Origin of the sequence: Roseibium sp. (assembly GCF_965232425.1) — a bacterium.
Classification (GTDB): domain Bacteria; phylum Pseudomonadota; class Alphaproteobacteria; order Rhizobiales; family Stappiaceae; genus Roseibium.
In genome coordinates this window covers 3,450,895-3,468,126 of sequence record NZ_OZ246971.1, presented here as the reverse complement: position 1 = coordinate 3,468,126, position 17,232 = coordinate 3,450,895, and the positions used below count along the sequence as shown (strand labels likewise).

Genomic DNA, 17,232 nt, shown 5'->3' with positions numbered 1-17,232 from the left:
CATGGTTCCGGAACCTGGAAAGCGGGATCATTGCCGAAACAACCGCACGAAGGACAATCGCCATGACGCGCAGAACCCTGAAGACCCTGTCGATTGCAGGATGTGCAGCGCTCATCGCGCATTTCCTTGCTTTCGATTTGACGGGAGAGGCTTTGGCAGATGAGGGCGACGGCTTTCGCGACATCCGTGTCGCGCCCGGCGTTGCCGTTGCCGACGACATGATCGATGTTGTCCTGCCTTTTCTAAAAGGACATCCGGAACGGGACGAGGGCAACGGTGGCATGCAACTCGGCATCCGCAAGGAGGACGGCGGTTATCTCGTCAATATCGTGCTGACGGGTTATCTAGATGACAGCCTCTATGGCGAACATTATCGCGGGTTCATCATCCCGCTCCCGGATGACCGTTGGGAACTTGCGGGCATATCCGTGAAGCCGCTTTGCGCCCGCGGCCAGATCATTGACGGATATTGCGGCAGCACGCCCGCCAATGAACGCATCCTGGCGCCCGACGTCGCCCCGGTCGGACCAAAAATGTGCGTGAACGTTGCCAGCGATGACACGCTCAATCTGCGGGCCGGACCCGGAACCCGCCACCGCGTCGTCGGCGCGCTTGCAAGCGGCAACTGCCGGGTTGAGCTTTTCGACATCTGCGAGGGCAGCTGGTGCCAGGTGCGGTGGGGCCAGGTGTCCGGCTGGACAAATACCCGTTATCTTGGCGCTGCTGACTAGTTTATGGTGACGCCGAACCTTATCTGAATTCTACGTGACGGAAACGACAGTCTGCCCGATGTCCGAACGAGGCTTCCAATCGACCGGTTTCTTTTCTCCAGGTCTTCTGGCCGGAAGCCTTGTGGTGTTCGTTTCCGCATGTCTGGCCTTCGCGCAAGACGCGCCCAAACCGACATTCCTGGAAAGCGGCGACAATGATCTCATCCGGTTCCAGATGGGCGGCGTGCCGACAGGACCGGTCGCCGGAGCGCGCGCGCTGTCCGGCAGCGTCAATAGCGTCAGCGAAGCCGTCCCGGTGATCAGCCCGGCGACCGCGCCGGAGGCCCTGAAAGAGGAGGGCGTTGCCGAAATGGAAAGTGCTGCCCTGGTGCAGCGACGCGCCGAATTGGCCAAACGCGCAGACAGGGCATCCGCAGAACCGGTAAGGACCCTGGTTCCGGCGCCACCCACCCGTCTTTCAGCCGCGCCTGTTGAAGCAGGCCAGCCGGCCGCGCCGAAATCAAAGCCGCGTCCCGCGCCCGCCCGGACCCGGCAGAACTCCGTCGAGGTGGGATCGTCCGCCACCCTGTTCGACAGTGCTGCACCGGATGGTTCGGGGCTGGCACCTGCGAGCGACCGGGAAGCGGAGAGCCGGGCCTTTGCGAACACGGTCCGCGCGGCACCTCAGGAAGTTGCCGAACCGCAACCGGTGCTGTCCGATGCGGTCAATGCGCGCCTCGTCACCATATGCCTGAACAACCCGGATGATGCCAATGGAGCCAAGGCCTTCGATATCCGTCGGGAGGGGCCTCCACGCTACGTGGCCGATGTCGGCGCGTCCACCTGCGCACGGTTCGAACCGACACGGCACACGCTGTATCTGTGGAAGACGAACGACATCGGCGCTTTGTCGCTGATCGTCTCGAACAGACTGGACCTGAACGGCGAAGACGGCACCCAGGTGACCCTGGACTGGCTGCGGGACCAGTAAGTCCCCAAAAAGAAAACCGGCGGACCTGGTGATCCGCCGGACGAAGGGGTTGATATCAGGGGTCAGCGTTGCGCTACCTCCGCAAGCCGGACAAGGCTCAGGAATTCAGACCGGTAGCCGAACGGGTCGGCTCCGCGATTGGCCCGGGCGAGCGCTTCGACGTCCTTGAAGCTCCAGTCTTCCAGATAGTCGCTGCCCTTGAGCAACTGGCCGAAGCCGGCAACAGAGGCGGCAAAAAGCGTCTCCGCTTCCGGGATGTCTTTCGTGCTGACCGTTACGGGGGTTGTCACCAGCTTGCTTTTCTCTGCTCCAGGAGCCTTGTAGCGCAGCTTCACGAAAGCGAGCTCACCTTCGAAGGACTGGGAAATGGGCTTCGCGGACGGCACCTCGTTGCCATAGCGCCGGTCTGCAAACTTGCGCGCGGGCGAACCGACCGGCGTGACCTCGTAAAGCGCGGTGACACGATGCCCGGCTCCGATATCGCCGGCATCCACCTTGTCGTTCCTGAAATCCTCGGTCCGCAAAGCGCGGGTTTCATATCCGATCAGCCGGTATTCGCTCACGGTCGCCGGATTGAACTCGACCTGGATCTTCACGTCCTGCGCAATCATCGAGATGGAACTGACCACCTGGTCCACGAGCACCTTGCGGGCTTCCGACAGCGTGTCGATATAGGCGGCAACGCCCTGGCCGTTCTGCGCAAGGGCCTGCATCAGCTCGTCATTGTAGTTGCCGCGGCCGAAGCCGAGCACCGAGAGCGCCGTTCCCTTCTTGCGCTGCTTGGAAATGTAGCGCTTCAGGCTCTGCGTATCGGCAAGCCCGACATTGAAATCGCCATCAGTGACAAGAATGACGCGTGTCTGCTCCCCCTCCCCGCTCATCTGTTCCGCAAGCGCATAGGCACCCTTCAAGCCCTCATGACCGGCGGTCGAGCCGCGCGAGGTCAACGCGTTGATCTTTCGCAGGATCAGCGACTTGTTCGAGGCCTTGGTGGGCTCCAGCAGCACGCCGGCGCTTCCCGCATAGGTCACGATCGCAACCTCGTCCTCATCCCGCAGGGACGACAGCAGCAGACGGAAGGACTGTTGCAGCAGCGGCAGCTTGTTGGCATCGGCCATCGACCCGGATGTGTCGATCAGAAAAACCAGGTTCTGCGGAGGCAGATCGGTCAGCGGAACCTTGTATCCCTGGATGCCGATCTGCATCAGCCTGGTATGTTCGTTCCACGGCGTCTCAACGACGGAGACGCTCGTCCGGAAGGGAACCTCCCGGCTTTCCGGCACCGCGTAGTCGTAACTGAAGTAGTTGATCATTTCCTCGACACGAACCGCATCCTGGACCGGCAGGCGGCCACCGTTCAGACTGGCTCTGACGAAGGAATAGGACGCCGTGTCCACGTCGATCGAAAACGTCGAAACCGGGTCATCGGCAACCTGTTTCAACGGGTTCGTTTCCGCGCTTGCAAACCGTTCCCGGTCAGGCTGCTGAAGGACGGGGCGGGATCTGTCATGGGACATGAGGGCCTGTTGACCGAGAGCTTCATGCGCCACGTCGGCCTGTTGGCTCAAGCGGCGCTTGCCCTGACTGGAGTAGCCCTGGGTCGACAGCTGCCCGTTTGATTGAGCGGTGAGCGTCCTGATTTCGGCAGGCTTGGGCGCCGGTGCGAGCGCGGGTTCGGGTAACCTGTTTTCGCCGTCGGTCAAGTGCGCCGGTGCTTCGGACCGTTCGCGGCCCGGCTCAACCGTTTCAGCCGGGTTCAGCCCGGTCACGACCGGTTTGGTGCGCTCGGCGAAAAACTCGGTCACATTGACGGATTGTGCGGCCAGCGCGACGAGAGCCAGCGTCACGATCGATGCCGAACCGATCAGGACGGCCTTGGGGAGATGTCTGTTACGTGTCATGGGAGCAGTTCCTCGGGCGGCCGAAGAGGCTGCGAAACGCGCAGTCCTGCCGCCGGTTGAAGAGAGAAAACGAAATTGACGGATGCACCGCCCCCCAGCCCATGAACACCATGGATTTGGCGATACCGGCACAGCTCATGTGCCGTTGCTCACTGCAAGCCGCTTACCGGCGCCGACGGGGCCCCGGATGAGCGAGATGCGTCTTGATCAGGCTTTGTGTCGGACCTTTCTTTCCAGTGCTTCGTATTGCCCGCAGGTTTGCGCCGGGCGTTCGACGCGGCAAAGATGACGGAAGCCGATTTCATGCGGTATGGGGTCAATACCCCATATTGGCCGTAACCGGTGATCCGGCCCATTGGCACCTGTTATTTTTCGCGAGAGACGCCGAAAAGGGCCGGTCGGCCCGGTTGCCGCGGATTTCTGCCGGAAAACGGCAGATTTGGTAAACGATATCTTCCGCGTGTACTTGCCTTTACACCGTGCTTTGTAATTGTATTTCTATAAACAATCGCTACATAAGTATCGCTACATTGATTGATATTCGGGAAGGGGCACATGGCGGATTTCAGCGCGCAAATTGAAAAATCCAAACAGGAAGTCGCTGCGGCACAGGCAAAGATCAGCGAACTGACATCGAAGATCGAGACGGCGAGATCCAAGCTGGAATCCGGCGAGGATATTTCAATCGACATCGAAAACGCGACGCTGGACGACGTGCACTCTCATACCGAGCTCATGGGTGCCAATATCGCCGAACTCATCATGGGTCTTGACGATGTGACAGCGAACTTTTCCAAGGATTTCGACGCCATGCGCTCGAAGACCGGCTGGGAGAGTTTCATCGGTATCTTCTCCAAGGCGCGCTCCGACAGCATTCGCCAGGAACGCATGCGCAGCGCCAGCATCGACGACAAGCTGCAGGATCTGATTTCCAAGTCGAATGTCATCGGCCAGCTTCTGCAGGATCAGCTCAACACGCTGAACGAGCACAGCAAACGCGTTGAAGGCAATCTCAGCGAAACGCTCGGTCAGCGCGAACAGACCGTCGCCGGACTGGAAAGCATCAAGAAGGAACTCGTGGCGATGGATCCGAAGATCATCGCCCTTGAGAACAAGATTTCGGTCGAAACGGATGCTGCAACGCGTACCAAGCTGGAATCGGAACTTGCGGAGCTGAATTCGGAATACAACCGGCTCGCACAGGAAGAGCAGGTCAAGCTTGCCGAAAGCCAGACCCTCGAGCGCTATATCGAAAAAGGCAAGACCTGGGTCGACAGCCTCCAGAACCAGGCGGCAACCCAGATGGTGCTGATCAACAAGCTTCAGACGGACACCAAGCAGCGCGTCGTGCTGTATGACGCCCTGGTGAAATCGCTGAAGACCGCGCAGCAGCAGGACGTCGCGCACAAGATCAACGAGATCGGCGTTGCCACGGACAAGGAAGCGCAGTCCGCGATGGCTGCCATCGGTTCGGCGACGAACCAGCGGATGGCCGACATGATGGAAGCCCACGAGGATCACATGGTCTTCGCGCGCAAGGTTCTGGAAGAGAAGGCGAAATCGGATGAGCGCTTCGCCCGCCGCTTCCAGCAGATCGTCGACAAGCACGACAAGAACGCCTACGGAGCCTGAGGGCTGAACGTTGGATCTGACCCTCGATCACAGAACCCTGGAAGAAGCGCATGAAACACGGCGCTACTTCGCCAAGTTCGAGCGCATCATCTCGCACGTGCAGGGCGTCGCGGACAGCATCGTGTCGGAAGACACGGCGCTCTACACCGAAATCCCGATCCTGCAGGAGTATCTGCAGGCGCTTGCGGGCACCTTCACGGCGCTGTCCTACAAGTACCTTCTCGCAGGGCGCGTTTCGGACAAGATGCCCAATCTGCTGAGCATCGACCGCCAGGACAGCGGCTTTCCGATCTACCAGGAACTGCTGGAGATGGCCAACGACGCCATGCAGGCGGACAACCATCTCAGGTCCCTGCCCGCGATGCGCGATATCAAGATCGCGATGGTGAACCATATTCTGCGCGAGCAGTCGTCGCCCGTTAATCTGCAGTTCGCCGCCTCGGAACGCCAGTACTACGAGCAGCTGACCGGTGCTCCGCTGTTCTGGGCGCGCAACGACCCGCGGATCACCTGGACAGGGAATGTCAGTGAGAAGCGCCGGAGGTACCGCGTGCACTGGGGGGTTTACGACAGTCAGCAGAACATACCGCTGATCTACGTCATGGACCTGGAAGACAGTGGCAGGCGTCCGCTGGCCAAGGACGAACGGCGGTGGCCGCGCGTTCAGGGGCATCTGACGTCGCAATCGTCGGCCGGCCTGAAACTCCTGACGATCGCGCGTGGCTTCGATCACGACTTCGATGATCTGCATCCCAAAAGACTGCGCCGCTTCTACGTCGGACCGATGTACAGCCACACGTTCACGCAGCAGTCCGGCCCGCTCCGGGACGTTCTGGCACAGGCGGGACAGACACCGGGCGAGGACTGGGCGCTGGCCTGGACCACCGAAACGCTGATCGCCTCCGGCACCGAGATGGAATCCACGGGGTTCTTTTCTTCCGTTGAACGGCAGGTCTACGACCTGGATCCGTTTTCGGCCACTGGAGATGGCGCCCAGGATGCGGCCGGACACACCAGCAGACGCCGCTCACTCATTCTCCCCCAGCGCCCCTATCAGGTACTGGAGGAACTGAACCCGCCGGGTTTCAGCCAGATTCGCAAATATGCCGTCAGTCCAAGCGGCAAGATTCTCAGCTACAAATAGGTTTCCATCGTGACCGTTTCCAACGACCTTATGGAACTGAAGGAAGACAAGATCCTCGAGAAATATGCCGCTGCAGAAGCGCTGATCTCGGGTTTCGACCACACGCCGCGCATTGCCGCGAAGCGCGAACCGGATGTCGTCAGGGAGCGCTCGCCGGGTCTCGGCACACGGCGGCGTTTCCGGTCGACCACGCCCGGCCTCGTCACCCGATCCACGGCCCGGCCTGAAGGTGTGCAACTGGCCGAACGTGTCCTGGAAAGTGACGACGACGCGCTGACCACACCCTTGCAGGCAAGCGTCCTGCGGGCCCTGCGCCGGTCCCTGTCCGTCGCCCAGGTGATGTCGGATCAGTACGGGGAACAGACCGGGCTCTCCGATCTGAAGCGGGCCAATCTGGCCGGCACGCTGGACGCGTCCCAGAAAGACAGGTTCCAGCAGCTGCTTTCGGCGTCGGCCCTGATTTCACTGCACGTCTTTGCCAACATGATGGACTTCCTGCTGTCCGGCATCGCCGCCGACACGGAAGAGAGTGAAATCCAGTGCGGCGAGGTCGAGGAAATTCTGCTCGACAACGACCAACTCGCGCTGCACGGCGCGCTCTGGGAACTCGACCAGGAGATCGCGTCTGCCTCCATCGACACCGACGCGCAGCTGGTCAGCCTGATCATGTCCTACTGTGAACAGCTGATGGAAAAGGTCACACTCCGGGCCGAAGGTGTGGAGCTGCTGCAATCGTTTTCCGACGCCCGCTACCGGGTCGAGGCCGACAATTTCGAAATCACCGGGTTCACACCCGCCGCCCGTGCCCGCTCGACAACACTGGCGATGGCCTTCAAGAGGCCGGAAGAAGTCGTCGGCAACCACATTGCCAAGTACCAGGCCATGAAGCTCGCCAAGATGCTGATGGCCTACGACTTCGACCGCAAGCTCAACCCGTTCGCAGAGCTCGGCGGGTTCATCTTCACCTTCATGGGCGACGGCAAACCCGGAACCGGCAAGACCACGCTCATCCAGATGATGGCGGGCCTGATCAACGACTACTGCGCCAATGCCGGTTATGTCTTCCGCTATCAGAATCTGTCGACGGACAGCATCGACAGCTATCAGGGCAAGTCCGCGCAGAACGCGAAATCCTTCATCAGGAACGTGACGGATCCCAATGTCATCGGCTTCGGCACGATCGACGATATCGATCAGCTCGCGGGCAAGCGCGGTGACCGGCAGTCCTCGGCGGGGCAACTGGAGATCACCGCGGTCCTGATGGAGAGTTTTGCAGGCGCCAACACCGTGGTGCGCGGCAACTGCACCTTCGGCATGTTTTCCAATTACCCGGAGAATGTCGACGATGCCCTGCGCCAGCGGGCAGGCGCCCGTTTCCTCGTCGATGGTCCGCAGACCCGCGAGGACTATATCGACATACTTTACCTGCTGATGGGCAAGAACCACTCCATTCCCGTTGGTGATCACGATCTCTTCGAGGCGCAGGTGATCCAGAAGGCCGTCGCCGCCTCCTACGAAAGCCACGCGAGGCCGAAGGAAGATGCGCTGATCAAGGTCTTCGAACGGGTCAGCGGCGGCATCGGAGACCTCGACACGATCGCGAAGATCGGTGCCTACCTGAAGGCGATCCAGGAAGCCGACGAACGCTTCACCGGACGAGCAATCAAGAACATCACCGACGCCGTCAAGGTGCGGGCCATGGATTTCGAACTGCCCGACGAATGGATGGAAAACCCCGACCTGTTCCTCTTGAAGAACTACGAGACAAAGAAGAACATGATCGCCGACCTGGCGCAGCCGATCACGGTCGACATGGTGATCCAGGAAATCAACCGCTACGCCGACAGCGAGTTCCGTTACGCCGACAAGTCGGACGAGGTCGCCATCGACAATGCGGTCCGCGACATGCAGCGCATGGAAGAAGCCAAGCGCCGTTACATGGAACAGTCACGCACATGATGAGGCTGGTCAAACACGGGCTGATGTACGGCAATCTCGTGGAGGTGACGTCCCCCTCCATGGTGAACCGCTACAATCGCGCGCTGGAGCATCTGACCGGCAAGCGAACGGCCTTGCAGGAATTCCATGTCGACATATCGGGCTTTTCGCCGGAGATCGGCGAAGAACTCGGCGACAATCTGTATCTCAATCCGAACGGATGCAATCGCCAGTTCATTCTCCTGAATGTCGCCCAGAAGACCGCCCCGCTTCTCAATGCCCATTTCTCGACATCCCGGTCGATCCTCAGACGGTTCATCGACGAGAATGAAGAGCAGCTGTTCGCGCTGTCCATTCGCGATGCGGTCGTCGGCGAACTCGTCAACACGGTGTTCTCGATCAGCTCTCCGCTCGATCTGTTCGACATCCGCTCGATCGACGTGGAAGCGGACACGGTTGGCGGACATGTCGAGGCTGGCGACGAACTCACGGAGAAGATCGACCGGTTCATGAGCGAACCGGACGGATGGTGGGATGATGTCCTGATCGCCGAGATGGTGGAGCTTTCCAGGCACACGGGCGATATCATCCGGACACCGATTGCGCTCGAACCGCAAAGCTTCGAGCAAGGCAACTTCTACACGTCGCACTATGGCGGGCTCTACATTTTCCGCTCCGTCAAGCGAACGGCATGCATCTCGGCAAGACAACTCGACATCGTTGCCGACCTGCCGGTAAAGCACGTTCTGACCCTCGAAGACAGGCGCGAGATCGCCTCTTTCCTGTCCCGGAACAAGCTTGCCGAACCCATCGCCGGTGCGGGCAAGGCGCATGCCGAAAGCATCCTGAGGCAAAAGCTCGATTTTATCGTCATCGATACGGCGGCCAACAACAACGAGGACCTGTCCGACGTGTCGCGGCGCGACCTGCGCGCCCTCAAACGCCGCTATCACAGGGACCTGCCCGACGCCTATCACGCGCTTGAGCGCTACGTCCGCGCCCTGTCGAAAGGCGGCAGGCCACCGCGCCTCAGCTATGACGATCCTGCCTATTTCTACTTGCTGCGGTCCGCGAACCATCGCGACAAGCAACTGGTCAACATGCTGCTGGCGCAGCTCACGCCGCTCGACTTCCGCCAGCTCTTTATCTGCCACAAGGATGCGTTCTATGCTCACTACCAGGGCTGGAGCGATGCAAAGAAAACCTACGCGGCACAGTTCCTTGCCGAGGAATATGTCGTCGACAAGGTCGGAACGCGAACCGAACTGTTCGGCCCGGAACCCGGCATGAACGAGGACACCGATCCCGAGGATTACGGCTTCGGCAAGAACATGGGCCCCTGGGGTGCCATCCCGCGGTATCGCGACGATGACGACGACGATGATGATGACGACGAGGACGACGACGACTGATGAAATACGTTAAATGGATCGTCGGCATTCCCCTGGTGCTCGTTATTGTCCTGTTCGCGCATTACACGCTTCCGGGACGGGACGTCGTGCGCATTGTCGGCACGGACGTCAAGCGCATGGATATCGGGTCGTCGTCGCTCTTCTGGGCCGCGCCGGATGCGGGAACAAATCCGAACTGGACCCGCGACGTCCGGTTCATAAACGCCGTCTGGCCGAACGGTGAGCCCAGGGTCTATCGCAACGAGGACACCGAATGGCGCTGGCCGCCCTACCTGAAGTTCAACAGTTCCAACGTCACCGCTCAGGCACAGGATCTTGCGAAGAAGGACGGCGAAGTCTGGGTCGCGGTCACCCACTACGGCTGGCGGATCCAGCTGTTCACGATCTTTCCGAACATCATCAGCATTCAGGAAGTGTCGGGACCGAACGCGTTCCTGATCCCCTGGTTCAACATCATCTTCTTCCTTGTCCTGGCGGCCATCGCCTACATGGTCTTCCGCGTTGTCCAGGCCTTCAAGCGCAGGCGTATCGACCCGGTTGTCGAAAACATCGACGGCTTCATGGATGATGTCGGCGAAAACGCGGAACAGGCACGCGCCAAGGCGGAAAAACACGCGACGGCGGCCACATCAGGCTTCCGCCGCTGGTTCAAACGCTGGTTCGGCTGACCGCCTTTCGCGCCGTCTGCCGAGTGCGCGTTTTCTGGCGCAGTCCATCGCAGTCCTTTCTGGAATACACTGCCAAAAAGATGCTGCTGAGAAGCCAGCACAAGTCGGTCCGGTGCAAATTCGGAATACGGAAACGTTTCCCGGACTTGTCTTCCCGGTTTGCTGCGCAGCGGCAAGACCGTGATGGCAAAAAGCTGGAAGAAACCGTCATTCCGGACAAGCGCAGCACCAGTTGCGCGCCGATCCGGAAACCAGATGTATTTCGCGCCGAAGGCGCGGCTTATTCTGGCCGTATCAACAAGAGTGTTCGCTTCGCTCACGCAGATTTCTGGATTCCAGATCAGCGTTCGGCATTGCCTCACTTGTCTGGAATGACGGTCGGGGAACGTCACACCCTCCGTTGCCGCACCGTACGAACATCGTAAGAAAATGAGCTAAACAGCTGTGGATCACGCCTGACAAAGACGCGCCATTTGGGCTCAATCCGACAACGTGCTCAATTGTGCGCGAATGAGTTGATGAGAAACTCATACAAGGGCATCGCCTCACAAGATCCATGTCGGACAAACCCGGACTGTGGCGCTCCCAACCAATGCACCTGACCCGAACAAGGCACCGTTTCACGTGGGCAACCGGGGCGAATTCGCTGCTTCCGGGTGATGTGACTTGACCAATCCGGTGGAAAGTTTCACTGTTAATAAAAAATTTTACACGCGGAAAGTTTCAGTCGCTGAACCTGCAATCGGCAGCAACCTGGAACCGGATATCTAGGGCGGAGTGTCAGGGCAAACACATGACGGAACGCAAAATCAGGAATATGGAAGAATTTGCTTCCGTCAGCGGCATCTCAAGGCCGACGGTTTCGAAATATTTCAACGACCCGGAAAGTGTGAGGCAGTCGACCAGAGAACGGATCGAGCAGGCCCTCGAGCGCTACGACTTCCGCCCCAACATATTCGCAATCAACCAGAATCGCCGCCTGACCAAGAACGTCGGTATCGTCGTGCCCTACCTGGCCGATCCGTTCTTCGCGGAAATCGCGCGGAACATCGAACACCGCTGCCTGGACGCCGGCTACTGGCCCATTCTGTTCAGCGCCCACGGTCAGCAGACGCTGGAAAACGACATCCTGAACAGCCTGCGCTCCCTGAAGCCGGCCGGCGTGCTGCTGGCGCCGCTTGGCCGCGCCTCGGACCGAAGTTCCATCGAAAAGTTCTGCAGGGATGTTCCGACCGTCCTGTTCGACAGTAATCTCGATGGCATCGGCGAGGCCTTTGTCGGCTCGGATAACTTCAGTTTTGTGTCGCAGACGGTGGAATACCTGACGCGGTCCGGCGAGCCGCCGTGCTTTTTCGAGATGAAGACACCGGCCAACCCGAACGCCAACAAACGCCGCATAGCCTACATCGAGGTCATGGAACGGCTGGGTCTTGAACCCCATGTCGTGCGGGTTGAGGGCGAAGGCTGGGCGTTTGAGGAAATCGGCCATGAGGGCGCCATGCGCATTCTGGAAGTCCACGGCTTCCCGACCGACACCGTCCTGTGCAGCAACGACCGCCTGGCGATCGGGCTTTTGTCGGCGTGTTACGAAAAGGGGCTCCGGGTCGGCCGTGGTGAAGGCTGCGCCCTGCGCGTTGCCTCGCATGACGACCATCCGTTTTCCCGTTTCACCTGCCCTTCTTTGACCACAGCCGCACATGATTATGACTCGGTCGCGAACCATGCATTCAGCACTCTGATGGAGCTGATCGAGGCCGGCGGGACATTCAGCGATCGCCAGGAAACCCTTTTCGCAGCAAGACTTATACTACGCGCGTCCGCCTAAAATTTTACGCGCGCAAATTTTTTCTTGACGCCAGCCAATTTATGCCTCAGGCTCTCTTCAACATCCAAGCCAGGGAGGACATAGGATGTCGTTGAAGAACGCATTACGTGCGGTCACCGCACTTACTTTGATTACTGCCACCAGCGCCTTTGCTGACACGATCACCATTGCCACCGTGAACAACGGTGACATGATCCGCATGCAGGGCCTGACGGACGATTTCACCAAGAAAACCGGACATGAGGTCGAGTGGGTTACACTCGAAGAGAACGTGCTGCGCCAGCGCGTCACCCAGGACGTTGCCGCCAAGGGCGGTCAGTTCGACATCATGACCATCGGCATGTACGAAACGCCGATCTGGGCTGCCAACGAGTGGCTCGTGTCTCTCGCCGATCTGCCGGCAAGCTACGACGCCGATGACATCCTGCCGGCCATGCGCGCCGGTCTGAGCCATGACGGTACGCTCTATGCGGCTCCGTTCTACGGCGAGTCCTCGATGATCATGTATCGCACGGACCTGATGGAAAAAGCCGGCCTGACGATGCCGGACGCACCGACCTGGAGCGACGTTGAAGCCGCAGCCAAGGCAATGACCGACAAGGACAACGAGATCTACGGCGTTTGTCTGCGCGGCAAGGCCGGCTGGGGTGAGAACATGGCGTTCATCACCACCGTTGCCAACTCCTTCGGCGCACGCTGGTTCGATGAAAACTGGAAGCCCCAGCTCGACACGCCGGAGTGGAAGGCTGCGGTCACGTTCTACAACGACCTTCTGAACAACTATGGCCCTCCGGGCGCATCGACCAACGGCTTCAATGAAAACCTCGCACTGTTCCAGCAGGGCAAGTGCGGCATGTGGATCGACGCAACGGTCGCGGCATCCTTCGTGACCAACCCCAACGACTCCACCGTTGCCGACAGCGTCGGTTTCGCGCTGGCGCCGAACAAGGAAGGTGTCGACAAGCGCGCAAACTGGCTCTGGGCCTGGGCGCTCGCAATTCCGGCCGGTACCCAGAAGGAAGCGGCTGCCAAGCAGTTCATCGAATGGGCAACCTCCAAGGAGTACATCGAACTGGTGGCTTCCAAGGAAGGCTGGGCAAACGTGCCTCCGGGCGCCCGGACCTCTCTCTACCAGAATCCTGAGTACCAGAAGGTTCCGTTTGCCGCGATGACGCTGGAAAGCATCAACGCCGCCAACCCTGACAGCCCGACCGTCCAGCCGGTCCCCTATGTCGGCATCCAGTATGTGGCGATCCCGGAATGGGCAGGTATCGGCACGGCTGCCGGACAGGAATTCTCCGCAATGGTCGCTGGTCAGCAGACCGTCGAGGAAGCCCTGTCGAAAGCTCAGGCGAACACCGCCGAGGAAATGGAAGCCGCCGGCTACTAAGTCTTTCCTCCCCACTTGGGAGGGCGGAAGACCATTCCGCCCTCCCTTTTTTATTAAGCCCCTACATCCCCTCGCTCCGCTCGCAACGGTACACTGCTGCCGTCAACAGAGAAGGTGTGTCCATGGCTACGCAGCATTCACGCTCCGCCGCTCGCATTATGATGGCTCCCGCGGTCATCCTATTGCTCGGCTGGATGCTCATCCCCCTCACCATGACCCTGGTCTTTTCATTCAAGAGATACCTGCCGCTCCGTGGTGGCGATCTCGGATGGGTCGGTTTCGAAAACTATGTACGCTTCGTTTCGTCGAGTGCCTTCTGGCCGAGCGTGCAGACCACTTTGATCATTGTGGGCGGCGTCCTCGCGATCACCATCGTTTTCGGAATTCTGCTGTCCATTCTTCTGGACCAGCCGATGTGGGGCCAGGGTGTCGTCCGGATACTCGTGATCGCACCGTTCTTCGTCATGCCGACGGTTTCCGCCCTCGTCTGGAAGAACATGTTCATGGATCCGGTGAACGGGCTGTTCGCGCATCTCTGGAAAGCTTTCGGGGCGCAGCCGATTGAATGGCTGAGCGATGCCTCGCTCTTCTCGATCATCCTGATCGTCTCGTGGCAGTGGCTGCCCTTTGCGACGCTGATCCTGCTGACGGCAATCCAGTCACTCGACAGCGAACAGCTTGAGGCGGCCGAAATGGACGGTGCACCGCCGCTCTCCCGCTTCGCCTATATCACCCTCCCGCATCTCTCACGCGCCATCACGATCGTGCTTCTCATCCAGACGATCTTTCTGCTCGCGATCTTTGCGGAAATCTTCGTGACCACCAGTGGCGCGTTCGGTACGCGAACGCTGACATACCTGATCTACCAGCGCGTTCTGGAAAGCCAGAATGTCGGTCTCGGATCCGCTGGCGGCGTCTACGCAATCATCCTGGCCAACATCGTTGCCATCTTCCTGATGCGCATCGTCGGCAAGAACCTGGACACCTGAGGAGGGAACGACATGGCACGTGCTGTAACCACCCGCCGGAAGACGATAAACACGGTCGCCGCATGGGCAATCGGTTTGCTGATCTTCTTCCCGATCCTCTGGACCATCCTGACGAGCTTCAAGACCGAGGCCCAGGCGATCAACGACCCGCCCCTGTTCCTGTTCTTCGACTGGACACTGGAAAACTACGCGGTCGTGCAGGAGCGCTCCGACTACATGCGGTTCCTGTGGAACTCGGTGATCATCGCCGGCGGATCCACGATCCTCGGCCTCATCATTGCCGTTCCCGCCGCATGGTCCATGGCCTTCGTGCCCTCCAAGCGCACCAAGGACATCCTGATGTGGATGCTGTCCACGAAGATGCTGCCGGCAGTCGGCGTGCTCTATCCGATTTACCTGCTCTTCATCGAGCTGGGTCTGCTGGACACGCGCATCGGCCTGACGATCGTGCTCATGCTGATCAATCTGCCGATCATCGTCTGGATGCTCTACACCTACTTCAAGGAGATCCCCGGTGAGATCCTCGAAGCGGCCCGCATGGATGGCGCAACGCTGAAGGAAGAGATTCTCTACATCCTGACGCCGATGGCCATTCCCGGCATCGCCTCCACGCTGCTGCTCAACGTCATCCTGGCATGGAACGAAGCCTTCTGGACGTTGAACCTGACGGCGGCAAAGGCAGCACCGCTCACGGCCTTCATCGCCAGCTACTCCAGTCCGGAAGGCCTGTTCTACGCAAAACTGAGCGCCGCCTCGACAATGGCGATCGCCCCCATCCTCATCCTTGGTTGGTTCAGCCAGAAACAACTCGTACGCGGCCTGACATTCGGCGCGGTCAAATAGGAGTTCCCGACATGGGTCAGATCACTCTCAATCAGATCACCAAGAGCTTCGGCGACGTACAGGTGATCCCGCCGCTGGACCTGCGTATCGATGATGGCGAGTTCGTTGTCTTCGTCGGACCTTCGGGATGCGGCAAGTCCACCTTGCTGCGCCTGATCGCCGGCCTTGAGGACATCACCAGCGGTGTCATCGACATCGACGGCCAGGATGCCACCGAGGTCCCCCCGGCCAAGCGCGGCCTTGCCATGGTGTTCCAGTCCTATGCGCTCTATCCGCATATGTCGGTGCGCAAGAACATCGCCTTTCCGCTCAGGATGGCAGGCCTAGACAAGGCCGAACAGGACAAGAAGGTGAATGCGGCCGCCAAGGTGCTGAACCTGACGGACTATCTGGAAAGGCGTCCGGGACAGCTGTCGGGCGGTCAGCGTCAGCGCGTTGCCATCGGCAGGGCGATCGTGCGCGAACCCGCCGCCTTCCTGTTCGATGAACCGCTCTCGAACCTCGATGCGGCCCTGCGCGTCAACATGCGTCTGGAAATCTCCGAACTTCACCAGACCCTGAAGACGACGATGATCTACGTCACCCACGACCAGGTCGAGGCCATGACCATGGCCGACAAGATCGTAGTGCTTCAGGCCGGCGTGATCGAGCAGGTGGGATCCCCCCTCGAGCTCTATCACACACCGCGCAACCGATTTGTTGCCGGCTTCATCGGCTCTCCGAAGATGAACTTCATGATGGGAAGTTTTTCCGCCGAATACGACGCGGCAACGATCGGCATCCGTCCCGAACACATCTCCGTCTCCCATACCGAAGGCAAATGGTCGGGCAAGGTCGGCGTTTCGGAACATCTGGGCTCCGACACGTTCCTCTACGTCGATGTGGACGGCCTGGACGATCCGGTCACCGTCCGCTCCACCGGCGAAATCGCCTTCCGTCACGGCGATACGGTTCACCTGACGCCCGATGCCGACAAGATCCATCGCTTCGACAATCAGGGGCTGAGGATCGCGTGATGCGACTTGAAGGCAAATCGGCCCTGATCACCGGTGCCGCACGCGGCATCGGCAAGGCCTTCGCGGAGCGCTATGTCCGCGAGGGCGCAACGGTCGCGATCGGGGACATCGACATGGACCGGGCGCAGGAAAGCGCCGCTGAAATCGGTCCTGCCGCCTATGCCGTCTACCTCGATGTCACGGACCAGAATTCCATCGAAAAGGCGGTTGCCGCTGTCGAGGAGAAATCGGGCGGGCTCGATATTCTCGTCAACAATGCCGCCCTGTTCGATCTTGCCCCCATCGTCGAGATCACACGGGACAGCTACAACCGGCTTTTCAATATCAATGTCGCCGGCACGCTCTTCACCATGCAGGCGGCCGCAAGGTCCATGATCCGGCGTGGCAAGGGCGGCAAGATCATCAACATGGCAAGCCAGGCCGGACGCAGGGGAGAGCCCCTTGTCGGCGTCTACTGCGCAACCAAGGCCGCTGTCATCAGCCTCACCCAGTCGGCGGGCCTGAACCTGATCAGCCACGGCATCAACGTTAACGCCATCGCCCCGGGTGTCGTCGACGGGGAACACTGGGACGGTGTCGACGCGCTCTTTGCAAAACACGAAGGCCTCGCGCCCGGCGAGAAAAAGGCCGCCGTCGGCAACTCCGTGCCCTTCGGCCGGATGGGTACGGCGGAGGATCTGACCGGCATGGCCGTTTTTCTCGCATCCGCGGATGCCGAATACATCGTGGCCCAGACCTACAACGTGGACGGTGGCAACTGGATGAGTTGACCC

Annotated in this window: 14 protein-coding genes; 13 read left to right on the top strand and 1 reads right to left on the bottom strand. The window is 59.9% G+C overall.

Going from position 1 to position 17,232, the window contains the following annotated elements:
• The first annotated feature begins 62 nt into the window (after window positions 1–62).
• Both ACO08A_RS15965 and ACO08A_RS15960 read left to right on the top strand, forming a co-directional pair.
• Window positions 63–731 carry an SH3 domain-containing protein gene (locus ACO08A_RS15965; RefSeq protein WP_422036986.1) on the top strand — a complete coding sequence of 223 codons (669 nt, stop codon included), beginning with the start codon at window positions 63–65 and terminating at the stop codon, window positions 729–731.
• Window positions 732–789: 58 nt separating this feature from the next.
• A complete protein-coding gene (locus ACO08A_RS15960) occupies window positions 790–1,701 on the top strand; it encodes a hypothetical protein (protein ID WP_422036985.1) in 912 nt (303 codons plus the stop codon).
• A gap of 62 nt (window positions 1,702–1,763) precedes the next feature.
• Here the strand turns inward: ACO08A_RS15960 and ACO08A_RS15955 are convergent, their stop codons facing one another.
• Window positions 1,764–3,602, bottom strand: a complete 1,839-nt coding sequence (locus ACO08A_RS15955) for a vWA domain-containing protein (RefSeq protein WP_422036984.1) — start codon at window positions 3,600–3,602, stop codon at window positions 1,764–1,766.
• A gap of 555 nt (window positions 3,603–4,157) precedes the next feature.
• On the opposite strand from ACO08A_RS15955, the gene ACO08A_RS15950 reads away from it, so the two are divergent.
• From ACO08A_RS15950 to ACO08A_RS15900, 11 genes are all read left to right on the top strand, one after another.
• Window positions 4,158–5,234 (top strand): hypothetical protein, encoded by a 1,077-nt coding sequence (locus ACO08A_RS15950; protein WP_421979545.1) that lies wholly within the window; start codon window positions 4,158–4,160, stop codon window positions 5,232–5,234.
• A gap of 10 nt (window positions 5,235–5,244) precedes the next feature.
• Window positions 5,245–6,378 (top strand): hypothetical protein, encoded by a 1,134-nt coding sequence (locus ACO08A_RS15945; protein ID WP_422036983.1) that lies wholly within the window; start codon window positions 5,245–5,247, stop codon window positions 6,376–6,378.
• Window positions 6,379–6,387: 9 nt separating this feature from the next.
• Window positions 6,388–8,337, top strand: a complete 1,950-nt coding sequence (locus ACO08A_RS15940; RefSeq protein ID WP_422036982.1) for an ATP-binding protein — start codon at window positions 6,388–6,390, stop codon at window positions 8,335–8,337.
• Window positions 8,334–9,728, top strand: a complete 1,395-nt coding sequence (locus tag ACO08A_RS15935; RefSeq protein ID WP_421979548.1) for a DUF6638 family protein — start codon at window positions 8,334–8,336, stop codon at window positions 9,726–9,728. Before ACO08A_RS15940 ends, ACO08A_RS15935 begins: the two co-directional genes overlap by 4 nt.
• Window positions 9,728–10,396, top strand: a complete 669-nt coding sequence (locus ACO08A_RS15930) for a DUF1523 family protein (protein ID WP_422036981.1) — start codon at window positions 9,728–9,730, stop codon at window positions 10,394–10,396. The genes ACO08A_RS15935 and ACO08A_RS15930 overlap by 1 nt, the downstream gene beginning before the upstream one ends.
• A gap of 793 nt (window positions 10,397–11,189) precedes the next feature.
• Window positions 11,190–12,221, top strand: a complete 1,032-nt coding sequence (locus tag ACO08A_RS15925; protein WP_422036980.1) for a LacI family DNA-binding transcriptional regulator — start codon at window positions 11,190–11,192, stop codon at window positions 12,219–12,221.
• Window positions 12,222–12,306: 85 nt separating this feature from the next.
• Window positions 12,307–13,611 (top strand): ABC transporter substrate-binding protein, encoded by a 1,305-nt coding sequence (locus ACO08A_RS15920; RefSeq protein ID WP_422036979.1) that lies wholly within the window; start codon window positions 12,307–12,309, stop codon window positions 13,609–13,611.
• Window positions 13,612–13,733: 122 nt separating this feature from the next.
• Window positions 13,734–14,600 (top strand): carbohydrate ABC transporter permease, encoded by an 867-nt coding sequence (locus tag ACO08A_RS15915; protein ID WP_422036978.1) that lies wholly within the window; start codon window positions 13,734–13,736, stop codon window positions 14,598–14,600.
• Window positions 14,601–14,612: 12 nt separating this feature from the next.
• Entirely contained in the window at window positions 14,613–15,443 is an 831-nt protein-coding gene (locus ACO08A_RS15910; protein WP_306144942.1) for a carbohydrate ABC transporter permease, read from the top strand.
• A gap of 11 nt (window positions 15,444–15,454) precedes the next feature.
• Window positions 15,455–16,459 carry an ABC transporter ATP-binding protein gene (locus ACO08A_RS15905; RefSeq protein WP_422036977.1) on the top strand — a complete coding sequence of 335 codons (1,005 nt, stop codon included), beginning with the start codon at window positions 15,455–15,457 and terminating at the stop codon, window positions 16,457–16,459.
• Entirely contained in the window at window positions 16,456–17,229 is a 774-nt protein-coding gene (locus tag ACO08A_RS15900) for an L-iditol 2-dehydrogenase (RefSeq protein ID WP_422036976.1), read from the top strand. Before ACO08A_RS15905 ends, ACO08A_RS15900 begins: the two co-directional genes overlap by 4 nt.
• Window positions 17,230–17,232 lie beyond the last annotated feature (3 nt).